Raw genomic sequence first — 15,674 nt, 5'->3', positions numbered from 1 at the left:
TCTACTTTATCTTTTGTATTGATAATATTTTTTAAATTCATCAGGAGCTTCAGTCCTATCAAGAAGGAAAAAAGGCAATTCAGCAAGGTCTGCTTCTTTTTCTTTTAATTCCAATAGAAAACGCAAATCAATGTGTTGATGTTCTTTCTCATTCTTAATTTTGTTGTAAGGAATATTAATCAAGTTAACATCTACCAACTTGCCTGATTCTAACGCGGAAAAACCAGTTTCTTCATGAAACTCACGAATTGCGGTTTCTAATGGTCTTTCCCCTAGTTCAACATGACCTGCTGGAAGTAAAATTTCCTTTTGATAAGGGTGTTCAATAAAAAATAATTTATGGTTTTTAAAAACTAATGCACTGGCTGACAATTGTAAATCTGGATTCTTTTTTCCTCGAAGCTCTAAAGTCGAATTTTTCAATAACCGAATTATCTCGTCAAATTTTTCGTCACTTCCAATAGCAGATAAAAGTTGAATTTCAGCAATTAGGTCTTCATTCATTTTTAAAATTCCTTATAAATTTCAATTGCATCAAGTAAACGTTTAGTCTCCTTAACATCATGAACACGCAAAATCCGTCCTCCGTCAGCAACCATTTGCGCTTCTAGGACAAGGCTTGAAAAAAGTCGCTCTTCTCCTTGGGCATTGAATAGTTTTCCCATAAATGACTTACGAGAGATTGCAATCATAAGAGGTAAACCTATTCTACTTAAAAGTTCAGTTGTTTTAACCCGCTCAAGACTATCTGAACCTGAATCTCCATTAAAAAAACCAACTCCAGGATCAATAACGATTTGTTCAGCTTTTAAACCAAGTTGAAGTAATTCTTCTTTTTTATTTTCAAAAAATAATGGAAGCTCTTCATAAACATTATCAGCATAACTAAAACCAGCTCGCCCATTATTCATAGCAACTACAGCCGGTTGATACTTTTCTACCACTTTTAATTTATCGCTTGTATCAAAACCATCAATATCGTTAATAATATCAACCCCAGCGTCTAATACTCGTTCCATGACATAAGCTTCGTCCGTATCGACAGCCAAAATCGCTTTAGGAAACTGTTTTTTCAACTCAAGAACAGGTTCTTTGAGTCTGTTCCATTCTTCTTCTGGGCTAATATCATCATATCCTGGTTTCGATGATTTTCCTCCCAGCTCAAGAACAGAAGCTCCATTTTCTAAATCAGCTTCTACTCTTTTTAAAATATGAGAGAGGCTTAAATTATCTGGATTTCCATCATAAAAAGAGTCTGGTGTAACATTGACGATTGAATAGACAATTGACTTTCTAGTTAAATCAAAATTGAAATTTTTACCTGACCAAATGATTTGATGACGCTTATAAATCACTTCAAGCATTTTTTTATCTTCATCATTTTCAAAAAGATTAATCAATTTTGCTAAGTCATCAATTGTTAAAACCACTAACAAGGAGTCTGGAGTCAGTCTCGTCAAACTACCATTTCGATAAAGTTTTTTTTGAAGAGAAATCAATTCATTTTGATTTAATTCATCAAATTTTAGGATAATATTTTTAAGAGAAAAAGATTCTTGATTAAGCTCTAAGATTTTCATAAAAGACTTTCTAAAAATTCCATTCTTTTTTCATTATTTTCTTTAAATTCACCTAAAAAATAAGAAGTTTTAGTAACAGAATTTACTTTTTTTACTCCACGCATTTCAACGCACATGTGACGTCCTTCAACAAGAACTGCCACTCCTTTAGGATTCAAAATATCAGTCAGAATATCTCCAATATCGTGAGTAATATTTTCTTGAACTGAGAGTTTGCGAGAAACATAATCAACTAAACGAGGAATTTTTGACAATCCAATAATTTTTCCATTAGCTGGAATATAGGCAACATGAGCTTTCCCAAAAAATGGTAACATATGATGCTCACACATTGAATAAAAAGGAATATCTTTAATCAACACTATTGAATCAGTTTTAGAAGAATCAATTTCAAAAAGTTTATACTCATTAAAATTACTTAGACGTTGTGATGAAAGAATTTCTTCATACATTTTAGCTACTCTTGCTGGAGTTTCAAGTAATCCTTCTCGATTTGGATTTTCCCCTACTGCAAAAAGAATCTCTTTAACGGCATCTTCAATACGATTTCTTGGTGTTTGTTCTTCTTCTATCACATGGAGTTCTTGTTCACTTACTGAAAGTTCAGCTATTGCTTTTTCCATTAACGCATAATACTTAAAGTCTTTATCAATAAGTTCAAAAATAGGCTTCAAGACAAAAAGACGATTGAAAGCTTCTTTATGTGGAATAACCAAGTTTTCTTCTTGCATTTCTAAGTCGTCATAAAAAATAATATCAATATCAATTGTTCTTGGCCCCCAATGAATTTTTCGCTCACGGTTCAAAGATAACTCAACTTCATGAATAAAAGATAATAATTCCAAAGGTTCAAGTAGCGTTGCCACCTTTAATGCCAAATTGGTAAAATCATCTTGTTTGACGCCGCCGACTGGAGTACTTTCATAAAAATTTGATACTTTTTCAATCATAATTTTAGGGTGTTTTCCCAATAAACGAATGGCTTCATGTAAATAATACTGACGGTCACCAATATTACTTCCCATGCTTAAATAAGTTGTTTGCATAAGTCCTCCATTTAGACATAATCTTTTATGATTTTGTTTCTATTCTATCTCTCTAAAATATTTATCTTAAAAGCTGGCTTTAGCCTCTCATCTCAATTTCAGCTGAATCAAAAATTCCTTCAATCGGTACAGCTAATTTTCTAAGATGGACTTCAACAGTTGATATACGCTCCGAAGTAGCTTTTACTGCTTGAATAATTTCAAAGGCAACATGTTCAATTAAATCAGCTTTTGAAGATTCTACAACAGCTTTTGTTGCCTCATAGAAATCAACATAAGACAAAGTTTCATCTAATTCATCTTTTCCTGAAAAATCAAAATTTGTTTCCACAATTAAATCAATTTCGAGATTTTGTCCGAGAACTTTTTCTTCTGGCAGAACACCAATATGTGCCCTAAATTTTATATTATTAAGTTTTATTTTGTACATATTTCCTCTTTTTAAGTGCAGAAAAGGCTATGAATCTCTTCATAGCACTATTTTCAGAGATATCTTAAAATCGCTGCCCAGGCTTCTTCAAATCCCGTCTTATCAGTAGAAGAAAAGATGATAAAATCGTCTGTACTATCAAATTTCATTGCTTTTTTGATAATAGATTCATGTTTATTCCACTTACCACGTGGAACTTTATCTGCTTTGGTCGCAACTAAAATCACTGGAATATGGTAGTATTTTAAAAACTCGTACATCATCAAATCATCTTCTGAGGGTTCATGACGAATATCAACTAAGCTTACAACTGCTTTTAAATTTTCTCTTGTTGTCAAATATTCCTCAATCATTTTACCCCATTTTTCGCGTTCCTTTTTAGAAACACGAGCGTAGCCGTAACCGGGTACGTCAACGAAATGAAGTTGATCATCAATATTATAAAAATTGAGCAACTGTGTTTTACCAGGTTGACCAGAAGTTCTAGCAAAGTTTTTACGATTAAGTAAAGTATTAATAAAACTTGATTTTCCAACATTTGAACGCCCGGCTAAGGCAATTTCGGGCCAATCATTTTCTGGGTACTGTTTTTTTGATGCTGCTGAAATTGTTATTGTCAGATTATTTGTATTTATGGTCATTTTTTCTTGGTCTCTCGAATCATTTGTGGCTCAGCTTTTCCGTCAACAACTGCTTCATTAATGATAACTTTTGTAATTTCTTTATGGCTTGGAACTTCAAACATGATATCCATCATTACTTCTTCAATAATTGAACGAAGTCCACGCGCTCCTGTTTTGCGCTCAATTGCTTTTCTAGCAATTGCCATGAGAGCATCATCTTCAAATTCAAGTTCAACATTATCAAATAAAAGGAGCTGTTTATATTGTTTAATCAAAGCATTTTTAGGTTCTGTCAAAATTTGAATCAAATCTTCTTCGGTCAAACGTTCCAAAGCAGCAACAATTGGTAGGCGACCAATAAATTCAGGGATTAAGCCAAATTTTTGAATGTCCTCGGCAATAATCTCTTGCATATAAGAATCATCGTCATTTAATTTTTTATTATTGGCACCAAAACCAATAATTTTTTCGCCTAAACGTTGTTTGACAATTTCTTCAATTCCGTCAAAAGCTCCACCAACAATAAATAAGATATTTTTGGTATCGATTTGAATCATTTCTTGATTAGGATGTTTACGTCCGCCTTGTGGTGGAACGCTAGCAACTGTTCCTTCAATAATTTTCAAAAGGGCTTGTTGAACGCCTTCTCCGGAAACGTCTCGAGTAATTGATACATTTTCAGATTTTTTAGCAATTTTATCAATTTCATCGATATAGATAATTCCGCGTTCGGCACGTTCAATATTGAAATCACTCGCTTGTAAAAGTTTTAAGAGAATATTTTCAACGTCTTCTCCAACATAACCAGCTTCAGTCAAACTTGTTGCATCTGCAATCGCAAAGGGAACGTTGAGTGATTTCGCTAAAGTTTGAGCGAGAAAAGTCTTACCAGAACCTGTAGGGCCGATTAATAAAATATTTGATTTTTGTAGTTCAATATCTTCAGCAATTTTACTTGCTGTGAAATTAATTCGTTTATAATGATTATAAACGGCAACTGCAAGTGCACGTTTTGCTTTTTCTTGACCTATCACGTATTCATTTAAATGGTCAAACATTTCTTTAGGTGTTTTAACTTCAAGCATTTCTGAATCTTGTTCTTCTCTTAATTCTTCCTCCAAGATTCGAGTTGAAAGTTCAATACATTCATTACAAATATAAACGTCTGAACCGGCAATCATTTTTTTTACATCATCTTGACTCTTTCCGCAGAAAGAACAATGTATATTTGGATTTTGTGTATTTGACATAGTTATTTTATTCCTGATTTCACTAACATAAAAAGTAAGTATTATTATATTACTTAAAAAGCACTTTTTCTATTTTTTAAAATAAAGTTCCAGAAAAAGCGTGAATTGTGTTTACGAGGTTTGTAAAAGCATTGAGTAAAAACAATACTCCCAGACCCCAACGTCTTTTTCTAAAGCATTGAATAGCGATGACAATGCTAATCCAACAAAGGAGAGCTGTGAAAAGCCCAAAAATTGATTTTGTCATGGTTGTTTCACTTTTTCATATTTTTTAATTGTAAAAGTATAAGAGTTTCGCTCGTCTTTATCGTGAAATTTTTCAGAGACTAGTTTAAAATTTCCAAAGTCAAATGTACTTGGAAAATAAGTATCTCCTTTAAATTTTTCATGAACAACTGTTCGATAGAGCAATTCAAGTTCAGATTCAAAAAGGGCTAAAATTTCAGCTCCTCCTGTTATAAATAAGTCTTTATTTTGCTTATGGTACCAATCTAGAACTTCCTTAGGGTTATGCATGATGAGCACTTTTTCATTATCTGATTGATAAGTTTCATCGCGAGTCAAAATAATACTTATTCTCCCTGGCAATACACGTTTGTTCATTCCTTCAAACGTTTTTCGTCCCATCAAAATCACTTGATTCATGGTTGTTTCTTTAAAATGTTTTTGTTCAGCAGGTAAAGACCATGGCATTTTATCAGCTTCACCGATAAGCCCCGCTTCATCTTCTGCCCAGATTCCAATTATCATAGCAACCCCTCTCATTGATTTTTACTTTTACTATTATAGCAAATTTTTACTGTTTTCGCTTTGACAAGTTCGATAATGGTCACTCAGTTTTAAAAAAATTTCATTTTTTTTATAAAAATATTCAGTTTTTCCTTTACAAAAGGCAAAAGAAGTGGTATGATATCAATTATATTAATTTGTTTCAATCTTTCCTGTTATGATTAAAGCAAATTAGTCCCCCAACTAGACTTCTTGCTGAGATTGACTCCGAGGGGTCTAGTTTTTTTGTTTTTTACTTTAATTAATTTACTGACAGCTCCTTTTGTCATCAACTAAATAGTCATTGTAAATCTCATTTTACTGATGAGTATCTATGGTTGACTTTTGACAGAGTTGTCAGTAAAATTTTTGTTATTAAGAAAGTGTATTTCATGAATCATATTGCTCTTTTTGAACCTCGTATTCATTTCAATACAGGAAATATCGCCCGTACTTGTGCGGCTACTAATACCGTTTTACATTTAATTGAACCCTTTGGTTTTGAAATTTCTGATAAGCACCTTAAACGTGCTGGTTTAGACTATTGGGACAAGGTAAATATTGTCTATCATAAAAATTTAGATGATTTTATGAATTCAATTAATGACGGAGGACAACTCTATTTGGTCAGTAAATTTGCTGAACACGTTTATTCTGACGTTGATTACTCCGATGATGAAAAAGATCACTACTTCTTGTTCGGCCGTGAAGATACTGGTTTACCTGAAAAATTTATGCATGAACATCGTGATGAATGTATTCGTATTCCAATGAATGACGAACATGTTCGGTCATTAAATTTATCAAATTGTGCTTGTATGATTGTCTATGAAGCTTTAAAACAACAAGATTTCCGTGGACTAGAACTCGTGCATACTTATGAAAAAGATAAGTTAAAATAATTGTATTTATAAATAGACAAACGTCCTGTTACTGACAGGCGTTTTTTATTGTTCTTTTATTTAGCAATGAAGTATTTTATGGAGACTAAATTAGGCAACGAAATTGTTGAATATTGGCAAATCAGCCTAACTAAACTAGCAAATGAATCATGGGTCTTAGAGGCTTTTAAGAAAGGGCAGCTCTCATGGTCCGGTCAATTTGCAATGAATAAAGAGACCAAAGAAAAATTACTTGCTGACGGAATGTCTACAAAAAATCCAGCTGAGCTTGATCCCCTTTCTAAAGAAATAAAACATTTGGACTGGCTGGGACTGTATATTTCGCCAAATAAGCTGAGTAATGCTTATCCGGATAAAATTTATCTTGTAGTCAATCAAGTACGTATCCCAGCCTTTGGACGACTTGGAGAGTACTTTCTAGTAGCTCCTGATGTTTCTCTTGAAATTAACTCTGAAAAGAAATTTCAGCGAGATTTAGAAAAACTTCAATAAAAAAACCACCTTAAAGGTAGTTTTTATTTTATTTTATTTTGTTTCGTCAGTAACTAATTCATCTTTTTTTCCATGATTAAATACCAAATTCAGGATAATTGCTGAAACAGTACTCATCACAATCCCATTAGAGACAAAAGGTTGAATAAAGCTTGGAAGTGCTATAAATAAGTTTGTTGAGTTAAAACCAACCCCCATCGCAATAGCAACCGCAGCAATCAGAAGATTTTGATTTCCTTCAAATTCAACTTTTGCCAGCATTCTAATTCCTTGTGTGGCAACCATACCAAACATAATCAACATTGCTCCACCAAGTACGGGAGTCGGAATAAGTTGTGCAACAGCGGCAAATTTTGGAATAAGTCCTAATACAATTAAAAATCCAGCTGTGAAATAAATAGGTTTACGTGTTTTAATTCCAGATAATTGGACTAAACCAACGTTTTGTGAAAAACCTGTGTAAGGGAAAGTGTTGAAAACACCACCAAGAAATACAGCAAACCCTTCCGCACGATAACCATTACGCAAACGTTTTTCATCAAGATTTTCACCAGTAATATCAGCAAGAGCCAAATAAACTCCTGTTGATTCGACCAATGACACGATAGCAATAATAATCATCATTAATGAATCAGCCAGATAAAATTTAGGTGCTGAGAAATAAAAAGGTTGTGGCAAGTGTGCCCACGGTGCTTGAGAAACAACTGAAAAATCAACTAAGCCCATGCTAGCAGCCAAAATTGTTCCAGCAATAAGTCCAATTAAAATAGCAATAGAACGAATAAATCCAGTGGTAAAGATATTAATTAAAAGAATAATCACTATAGTTGAAACGGCTAAAATTAAACTTTGGATTGTTGGTTTGTCAACATTATTCCCCATATTACCGATAGCAACAGGAATAAGACTTAAACCAATTGTTGTAATTACTGAACCAGTAACGATTGGTGGGAATAGTTTTCGGATTTTAGAGAAAACTCCTGAAACCAAAATAACGAAAACCCCAGCAACCATCAATGAACCAAACATTGCTCCAGAGCCATGTCTTTGACCAATAATAATTAATGGAGCAACAGATTGAAAAGCAACTCCAAGGACAACTGGTAAACCAATCCCGAAGTGTTTACGTAGTTGAAGTTGCAAGAAAGTGGCTAAACCACACATGAAAATATCTGCTGAAATTAAATAGGTTAACTGAGTTGCTGAGTAATTTAAAGCTCCAGCAATCATGATTGGAACAAGAATTGAACCTGAATACATGGCCAGCAGATGTTGCAATCCTAAAACAGCAGATTTTGAGTTACTTTGCTCCTGGCTTTGTTCATTTTTTTGAGACATTTTGATTTTCCTTAAATTTTTCTTTTTTTATTTTCTTATTGCTTAAGCTTAGTCGAAATCTTTATCATCGGCTGGGGCGAAGATGACTTTACCATCTTCAAACTTTTCAATCCGGGCAAGACTGGTAAGTTTCATTCCTTGGTCGAGAAGTTTTTGACGACCATCTTGGAAAGATTTTTCAATCACCATTCCTAAACCAACAACTTCTGCTTTAGCTTGTTCCATTAAATGAACCAAACCAAGTGCTGCTTGACCATTAGCTAAAAAGTCATCAATAATCAAGACTTTATCGCCTTCTTCAATGAGTTTGCTTGAAATTTGGACAGTTGAAGTTAATTTTTTAGTGAAAGAATAAACTTCTGTAATCAATAAATCATCATTCATGGTTACATTTTTTGCTTTTTTAGCAAAAATCATTGGAACGTTGAGTGATTCAGCAGCATATAAGGCAGGGGCAATTCCACTTGCTTCAATGGTTACGACTTTTGTAACTCCTGCATTTGCATAAACTTGTGCAAAACGTTTCCCGATTTCCTTCATCAATTGATAATCCACTTGGTGTGTCAAAAAGCGGTCAACTTTAAGAATGTCTTGTCCTAATACTTGACCGTCTGTATGAATGCGGTCTTCTAATAACTTCATTATTCTCTCCTTAAAAAAATTTTTTCTCATCTGTGCCCACAGGTGAGAAAAACGTCTCGTTATAAAAAATAACAAGACGTTTCAAATACGCAAAAAAGAAATTAAATTTACTGAAAAATCGAATTTCCTTATTGTCTCGCATTTACGGTACGAGGTAGAAACGCCCAGCCATATTCTAGGTATAAATAAGATTGTTCTATTATAGACTAAATGCTAAAGTTTTTCAAGCATAAGTTTTGGTATTCCCGAACAATGGGAAAGAAAATGCTTACTAAATCGCATCACCATTCCAAATTGAGTTTTTAACAACAACATAATCAACTTTTGTCAGCGCAGACAAATCACGACCGCCAGCATAAGAAATTGAACTTTGGAGATCTTCTTCCATTTCTTTCAATGTATCTTTAAGTGAGCCTTTGTGAGGAAGGAGAATTTTTTTTCCTTCGACATTTTTATGTTCACCTTTTTGATATTCTGAAGCCGATCCAAAATATTCTTTGAAAAGTTGTCCGTCACGTTCAACAGTTTGCCCTGGTGATTCTTCGTGTGCAGCAAAAAGTGAACCGACCATCACCATAGTTGCTCCCATACGGATTGATTTCGCAATATCGCCATGGGTACGAATTCCACCGTCAGCAATAACTGGTTTACTTGCTGCTTTAGCACACCATTTTACCGCTGCAAGTTGCCAACCGCCTGTACCAAATCCAGTTTTAACTTTTGTGATACATACTTTCCCTGGACCAATGCCGACTTTAGTCGCATCTGCTCCAGCGTTTTCCAATTCACGGACAGCTTCTGGCGTTCCAACATTTCCAGCAATAACAAAAGTTTGTGGCATCAAACGTTTAATTAATTGAATCGTTTTAATGACAGAATCTGCATGTCCATGAGCAATATCAATTGTAATAAATTCAGGAATGAGGGCATCTGCTGAAATTTCACGAATAAAAGCATGTTCATCTGCTTTTACACCAACAGAAATTGAGGCAATCAGGCCTTGTTGGTGCATTTTTTTAATAAATGCCGCTCTATTTTCTGCTTCAAAACGGTGCATGATATAGAAATAACCTTCTTTTGCAAGCATTTCAGCAATTTTATCATCAATAATGGTTTGCATATTCGCTGGAACAACAGGGAGCTTGAACGTAAAATTTCCCAGTTTTACGCTTGTGTCTGCTTCTGAACGGCTGTTAATGACACATTTATTTGGGATAAGTTGGATGTCTTCGTAGTCAAATACTGAGTTTAGATTATTCATTGCAATTTCTCCTTGAGAATGAGTAGGCTTTTATGAATTTCTAGCCTGTGAACTCATTTATGATTTGATTTACAGAAAAGACCGACCAAACCCTTCGGGTTTCACTAGTTGAACGATTATAAAATCTCTGTCTGCTCAACCTTCCTTATTCATTTTATCTCAATTAAACGGTTTTTTTAGTTATTTACTTCTATTTCTTCAAAAAACACATTATATCATTCGGAAATAACAAACAATAAAAAAACACCGACCATTCTGTCAGTATTTTTTCTTTAAAAATAAAGTTCCACGTCTATAAATGACAAAAAAGATTAATTCATAGATGAGTAAAAAGATTAAAAAGCTATGCATGAAAAATTGCTCAGGTAAAACGCTAATAATCGGGTCAGTCGCTGGGTCAAAAAGCCAACTATTATCCCGAAAAAGCACTTCATGAAAAGCTACAAAAAACTGGTCAAAACCAATTAACCAAGCAATAATTCCAATTGCTAAAGGAAAGAGCATGACAACTCTGAGCGCATTATGGAAAACAAGCGAAAGATTTTCTTTCATAAATCGAATAATGAAAGGAATTAGAATGACTGTCAGAAAGAAAACATACATAAACAAATTTTTCACTTCTGCGAAATGATGGAGACCACTTGCTGACGAAGGAAAATCAGGCATAGACAGTTTCGTTTCCAAAGGATTAATTAAATAATTCATCAGAATCAAAAAATTTTGCCATATTTTACCAGCAGTCATTTGAACTAAATCGGTCAATTGATACCAAAAAATTTCACCAAAAAATAAGGGAATCGCCAAAAAAATAGTTAAAGTTATTGACAAGGCAATAATCCATAAAATACTAAATCCAAAAATGACTTTATCTCTCATAAGCGCTCCCAAAGTATTCTAAAATTTACTGACAGAAATTAATTTTTCCGTCAGTAAATTTTTAAAAGCTATCAATTACTGACAGACCTGTCAGTAATATTTTCATACTTCCCACTCATCTAAACTAGCTACAACATAAGTCGGAGGAACTGGAAGATTTGGTACTTCTTCAGCTCTTGTAAATCCAGTTGTGACAAGCAAGCTATCAATTCCGTTATTAATGCCCGTATGGATATCTGTCAGATAATTATCGCCAACCATTAATAAATCAGATTTAGGAAGCCCTAATTTTTCGACCGCTTTATTGGCAATAATAGCTTCTGGCTTACCAATAATTGTTGCTTCAACTCGTGTTGCTGCTTCAAGCATTTTTATCAGCGCTCCAGCTCCAGGAGTCAAACCACGTTCGTTTGGTAAATTCAAATCAGGATTTGTTCCGATAAATTTAGCTCCATTATGAATTGCAAGAGTAGCCAAGACAAGCATTTCATAAGTTAAATCAGTATCTAAAGCGACCACAACGTAAGCTGGATTCTCACGATCTTTTTTGTAACCCGCCTCATAAATCGCTTCTTTAAGACCATCTTCTCCAATGATATAAACTGTTTTTTCTAAGCCTAAATCATTCATATAATCAACAGTAGCAAGACTTGCAGTATAAATCGTTTCCAATGGAGTGTCAATATTAAATTGTTGACTCAAACGGCGTTGTACCACGCGCGGTGTTTTTGTCGTGTTATTTGTGACCAAAAGATAAGGTATTTTAGCCTCTTGTAGCCGATGAATGAAATTCTCGCCTGCAGGAATACGTTTATTTCCCAAGTAAATTGTCCCGTCAAGGTCAATTAAGTAACCACCATATTTTTTATTTGTCATTTTATTCTCTTCTACTTTTTATCACTAAAATTTACTGACAGAGCTGTCATTAAATTTTTCCCCAGTGAATTTCAATTTGAGTACTTCCGTCATTAAAATTGTGATGACTCACTTCGTCTTCCCAAGACATTAAAGCATTAATTTCTTCACCATAAAGGACTTCATGATTATATTTTATAAATACATGTTTGGGTTGATGACTTTTACGGAATTCAAAATCCACCATATCAGCTGCCCAATCATAATATTTCGCATTATTAACATGTCCATTCATATCCAATGCTGAAAAACGGACAGGATAAACAATTTTTTGAGCATCAATAAATTCATCTATTTTACGGAATTTATGAGGACGTGAAATTTTTGATACTTTTTCAGATTCATAAGGATCAACAATTTCATCCAATACACGGTCAATTTTTCTCGTTACTTTATCCATCAAAACCCAAGTTGAATGAATTTCAACTAAAACTTCTCCATTTTCATCTAAAAATGAGAAATTACGATAACAAAAGAATTTATTATAACTAGTTGCTTCAGTTTCAATTGTTATTTTTTCATTAAATTCTGGTAAACGATGAATCGTTAATTCATATTCAATAACTGCCCAAAAGAGGCCATATCTCTCGAAAACCCAGACATCTGAACGTCCAAGTGCTGTTGATTGCTCTCCAGAAATCTGTAAAGCCACAGCTAAAAGGCTTGAAATTCGCATTTTTTTAAAAGCATCACTTTCATAGAAAGGAACTTGATAATTTTGTTGATATTTTATACCCATTTTATGATAACCTCGCCTTCTATTTTAGCAAAAAAAAGAGCAATTTTCATAAATTGCTCATCTATAGCTAGAGTTTTTATAGTTCTCAGAGCTAATTAAATTTTTTCACAGGCGATTTCTAAAGTATCAATCAATAATTCTTCATAAGGATCTTTAGCATGATATTCATCAATGTATTTAATTTCTTTCACACCAGCAGCAACAACTAATTTCAGGCAAGCAAGGCAAGGAAATAAAGTTGTATATAAAATCGCTCCTTCAGGTGAAACGCCATGTTTAGCAGCTTGAGCAATCGCATTTTGTTCTGCATGAACCGTTGCTACACAGTGCCCATATTTATCTTCGGTACAACCTATATCAGTACAATGAGGCATCCCTGAAACCGCCCCATTATAGCCAGTAGAAAGAAGTTGACCATTTGGACTGACCAATAAAGCTCCTACTTGAGCATGGTTACAAGTTGATCGTTTTGCAACCACTTGGACAATTTCTTTAAAATATTCATCTTTACTTGGTCTTGTAAATTTCTCTGACATCATGCACTCCTTAATTGCTTTTTGACCTATTATAGCAAATTTATTTATTTCAGGCTTAATAAAAAAACTTCCAAGCTAATCATAAGCTAACTTGGAAGAAAAATTTTACTTTTGATTGTTAAACAATTCATTATAGTTGGTTTGATTGTTAACCATATTCAAATCAACATTCCCCGAGTAACCTGGTAAAGTTCCTTGGTCAGTAAATTGTTGCATTTTATAGCTTAAAGTTGTTTCTGGTGAAGCGTCCCAAGAACCTGTATTTCGTCCATAGGCAGCAATCCAAATCGCTTTAAATTTATCAACTTTTATTTGATTATCTCGCAAAAACCAATCTTGGGCGTAAATACCAATGTTTTTTGCCCCTTGTTTCTCCAACTCAGAACGAAAGGCCTCAATCCCTTGGTTCATATTTTTCATATTAGTTACCTCGACATCAAGCCAATAATAGGTCGGCTTATAAGGACTTGCTCGACGATAAAAGTCTCTTGCTTGCTTCTTCATTTCAGAAGTGTTTTCTCCAGTCACAAAAGCATAAACCGCTGTCGGGATTCCCCGCTCTTGGAAAGCTTTAATGTGCTGTTTATAGGCAGTATCTTCTCCATCCTTGCTTGCTGAATTATCAGCGTGACCATAAGAACCATTGACACGAATCACCGCACCAATCACGTGCTGGCTCAAGGTGTTGTAATCAATATCTTCTGGACGTTGCCAACCCGAAAGGTCAACAACTGGTTTGTTCAAATCCAAAACCTTCTGATCCAAAATATGATTTACAACAATTTTTTCATTTGCTGCTTTTTTAGGAGGTTCTACCGGTCGAATTCGTACTAAACCAAGTAAGGCGATCATTGCAATCATGGATGCTGTAAAGATAAAAGCTCCCATTTTTTTAAGTTTACGTCTCATTTTAGGCTTCATTAATTATATTGTAACATAACTTTCACAAAAATTCATCACTATAGCATTAAAAATTAATATCATCGAGTAAAAATTTCTCAAAGACATTATTCCCCAACTCAAAACCTTTGTCTGTCATATGAATTCTTTGCCTATCATCATATAATAATTTTTGATTAATAAGTTCTGTGATTTGTTCACCGTATAATTTTTCAAATGAACAGTTGAATTTATTTTCAAACTTCTCAACCAAAACTCCCGATTTTTTCCGAAGTCCTAAGAACATTTCTTCTTCTATTTGAGATTTCTTACTTAAAACTTCTTCATTTACCCTTTTTTCAGTTGGAGCAGCTTTAAGGTAATGATGAACCGGGCCAAGATTTTTATAACGAATTCCTGCTAAATATCCTGATGCTCCAGCCCCAATTCCATAATATTCCTCATTATCCCAATAAGTTATATTATGTTTGCTCTCAAATCCTGGTAAGCCAAAATTTGAAACTTCATAGTGATTATAACCATTTTTAGCTAAAATATCCATGATATATTCATACATGTCCGCATTTTTATCTTCACTTGGCAGGCGTAAAAGCCCACGCCGTTGTCGATTCATAAAAACCGTATGATCCTCTAAAATAAGGCTGTATAAAGCCACATGTGGTAGTTTTAATTCTAAAAATTTTTCAACATCTGACTTAACCATCTCCATCGTTTGCCCAGGTAAAGCATAGATTAAATCAATCGTAATATTTTCAAATCCAGCTTTTTTCAGTCTTTCAACTGAATCATAGACCTGAGCTTCTGTATGTGTCCGCCCGATTTTTTTGAGTAAAACATCATTAAAAGTTTGGACGCCTAATGAAATTCGATTGACTGCTGAATCAGCCAAAACTTTAATAACCTCATCTGATAAATCACCTGGATTTGCTTCAACAGTAAATTCTTCCAAAACTTCTAAATCTAACTTTTCAGCAATCGCTGTCAGTAAACGTTCAAGTTGTTGGGCTGACAAAACGCTGGGCGTTCCACCACCGATATAGATTGTTCTTAATTTTTCTATCTCAAAACTTTGATATTCTTCTATTAGTGATTCAATATAAGCATCAATCGGCTGTCCCGTCATCAGTACTTTAGCAAAATCGCAATAATAACAAATATGAGAACAAAAAGGAATGTGAAAATAAGCCGAATTAGGTTTTTGCAACATTTATAAATCCCTTCAAAATTTTTTCCTATTCAATGAAAGATAGTGAGAGGATTAACCCTAAAATTAATCTTACCAATAAAAATCACAAATACTTGACCTATTATAACACACCTATGGATAGCAATTGACTTTACAAAACGGAAAATATAGATAAAAAAAGAGGGTAGCT

The 15,674-nt window shown here is 33.9% G+C and carries 18 protein-coding genes and 1 riboswitch; of the genes, 2 read left to right on the top strand and 16 right to left on the bottom strand.

All coding sequences use genetic code 11. The features are described from left to right. Window positions 1-6 precede the first annotated feature (6 nt). From QJV49_RS00585 to QJV49_RS00555, 7 genes are all read right to left on the bottom strand, one after another. Complete coding sequence (locus QJV49_RS00585) at window positions 7-504, bottom strand: NUDIX domain-containing protein (RefSeq protein ID WP_225511336.1); 498 nt, start codon at window positions 502-504, stop codon at window positions 7-9. A 2-nt stretch (window positions 505-506) separates the two neighbouring features. Next, window positions 507-1,580: a dihydropteroate synthase gene (gene folP / locus QJV49_RS00580; protein WP_225511335.1), complete on the bottom strand. Its 1,074-nt coding sequence runs from the start codon at window positions 1,578-1,580 to the stop codon at window positions 507-509. Further along, window positions 1,577-2,626 carry a GTP cyclohydrolase I FolE gene (gene folE, locus QJV49_RS00575; protein WP_225511334.1) on the bottom strand — a complete coding sequence of 350 codons (1,050 nt, stop codon included), beginning with the start codon at window positions 2,624-2,626 and terminating at the stop codon, window positions 1,577-1,579. Before folE ends, folP begins: the two co-directional genes overlap by 4 nt. A gap of 79 nt (window positions 2,627-2,705) precedes the next feature. Further along, the gene (folB, locus tag QJV49_RS00570; protein ID WP_003132106.1) at window positions 2,706-3,056 is read right to left on the bottom strand and encodes a dihydroneopterin aldolase; all 351 of its coding nucleotides are present in this window, start codon (window positions 3,054-3,056) and stop codon (window positions 2,706-2,708) included. A gap of 53 nt (window positions 3,057-3,109) precedes the next feature. Continuing rightward, window positions 3,110-3,697, bottom strand: a complete 588-nt coding sequence (gene yihA / locus QJV49_RS00565) for a ribosome biogenesis GTP-binding protein YihA/YsxC (RefSeq protein ID WP_225511333.1) — start codon at window positions 3,695-3,697, stop codon at window positions 3,110-3,112. Beyond that, window positions 3,694-4,929, bottom strand: a complete 1,236-nt coding sequence (clpX, locus tag QJV49_RS00560) for an ATP-dependent Clp protease ATP-binding subunit ClpX (protein WP_225511332.1) — start codon at window positions 4,927-4,929, stop codon at window positions 3,694-3,696. The genes yihA and clpX overlap by 4 nt, the downstream gene beginning before the upstream one ends. Window positions 4,930-5,172: 243 nt before the next feature. Beyond that, window positions 5,173-5,679, bottom strand: a complete 507-nt coding sequence (locus QJV49_RS00555) for a dihydrofolate reductase (protein ID WP_225511331.1) — start codon at window positions 5,677-5,679, stop codon at window positions 5,173-5,175. Between the two features lie 410 nt (window positions 5,680-6,089). Here QJV49_RS00555 and QJV49_RS00550 point away from each other — a divergent pair, with 410 nt between their 5' ends. Both QJV49_RS00550 and QJV49_RS00545 read left to right on the top strand, forming a co-directional pair. Further along, a complete protein-coding gene (locus tag QJV49_RS00550; protein ID WP_225511330.1) occupies window positions 6,090-6,599 on the top strand; it encodes a tRNA (cytidine(34)-2'-O)-methyltransferase in 510 nt (169 codons plus the stop codon). A 78-nt stretch (window positions 6,600-6,677) separates the two neighbouring features. Then, on the top strand, window positions 6,678-7,091 hold the full coding sequence (locus QJV49_RS00545) for a hypothetical protein (RefSeq protein WP_225511329.1): 414 nt from the start codon (window positions 6,678-6,680) through the stop codon (window positions 7,089-7,091). Window positions 7,092-7,124: 33 nt separating this feature from the next. Here QJV49_RS00545 and QJV49_RS00540 read toward each other — a convergent pair whose 3' ends face one another. The 9 genes from QJV49_RS00540 to hemW all read right to left on the bottom strand — a co-directional run bounded on the left by QJV49_RS00540 (window position 7,125) and on the right by hemW (window position 15,505). After that, a complete protein-coding gene (locus QJV49_RS00540; protein ID WP_225511328.1) occupies window positions 7,125-8,429 on the bottom strand; it encodes a nucleobase:cation symporter-2 family protein in 1,305 nt (434 codons plus the stop codon). Between the two features lie 48 nt (window positions 8,430-8,477). Continuing rightward, window positions 8,478-9,071, bottom strand: a complete 594-nt coding sequence (locus QJV49_RS00535) for a xanthine phosphoribosyltransferase (protein ID WP_003132093.1) — start codon at window positions 9,069-9,071, stop codon at window positions 8,478-8,480. 111 nt (window positions 9,072-9,182) lie between these two features. Next, window positions 9,183-9,280, bottom strand: a riboswitch (purine riboswitch). A gap of 62 nt (window positions 9,281-9,342) precedes the next feature. Further along, complete coding sequence (guaC, locus tag QJV49_RS00530; RefSeq protein ID WP_012897747.1) at window positions 9,343-10,332, bottom strand: GMP reductase; 990 nt, start codon at window positions 10,330-10,332, stop codon at window positions 9,343-9,345. 258 nt (window positions 10,333-10,590) lie between these two features. Continuing rightward, window positions 10,591-11,208, bottom strand: a complete 618-nt coding sequence (locus QJV49_RS00525) for a TIGR01906 family membrane protein (protein ID WP_225511327.1) — start codon at window positions 11,206-11,208, stop codon at window positions 10,591-10,593. Window positions 11,209-11,310: 102 nt separating this feature from the next. Then, window positions 11,311-12,084 (bottom strand): TIGR01457 family HAD-type hydrolase, encoded by a 774-nt coding sequence (locus QJV49_RS00520; protein WP_023189313.1) that lies wholly within the window; start codon window positions 12,082-12,084, stop codon window positions 11,311-11,313. Window positions 12,085-12,133: 49 nt separating this feature from the next. Next, entirely contained in the window at window positions 12,134-12,862 is a 729-nt protein-coding gene (locus tag QJV49_RS00515; RefSeq protein WP_225511326.1) for an acyl-[acyl-carrier-protein] thioesterase, read from the bottom strand. Window positions 12,863-12,957: 95 nt separating this feature from the next. Continuing rightward, window positions 12,958-13,398: a cytidine/deoxycytidylate deaminase family protein gene (locus QJV49_RS00510; protein WP_021721810.1), complete on the bottom strand. Its 441-nt coding sequence runs from the start codon at window positions 13,396-13,398 to the stop codon at window positions 12,958-12,960. Between the two features lie 105 nt (window positions 13,399-13,503). After that, the gene (locus QJV49_RS00505) at window positions 13,504-14,307 is read right to left on the bottom strand and encodes a glycoside hydrolase family 25 protein (RefSeq protein ID WP_225511325.1); all 804 of its coding nucleotides are present in this window, start codon (window positions 14,305-14,307) and stop codon (window positions 13,504-13,506) included. Between the two features lie 58 nt (window positions 14,308-14,365). Next, window positions 14,366-15,505, bottom strand: a complete 1,140-nt coding sequence (gene hemW / locus QJV49_RS00500; RefSeq protein ID WP_225511324.1) for a radical SAM family heme chaperone HemW — start codon at window positions 15,503-15,505, stop codon at window positions 14,366-14,368. Window positions 15,506-15,674 lie beyond the last annotated feature (169 nt).

It is taken from the genome of Lactococcus sp. NH2-7C (assembly GCF_029953655.1).
GTDB lineage: Bacteria > Bacillota > Bacilli > Lactobacillales > Streptococcaceae > Lactococcus > Lactococcus lactis.
Note: the sequence above shows the minus strand (reverse complement) of the source record. Positions and strands in the feature narration are given on the sequence as shown.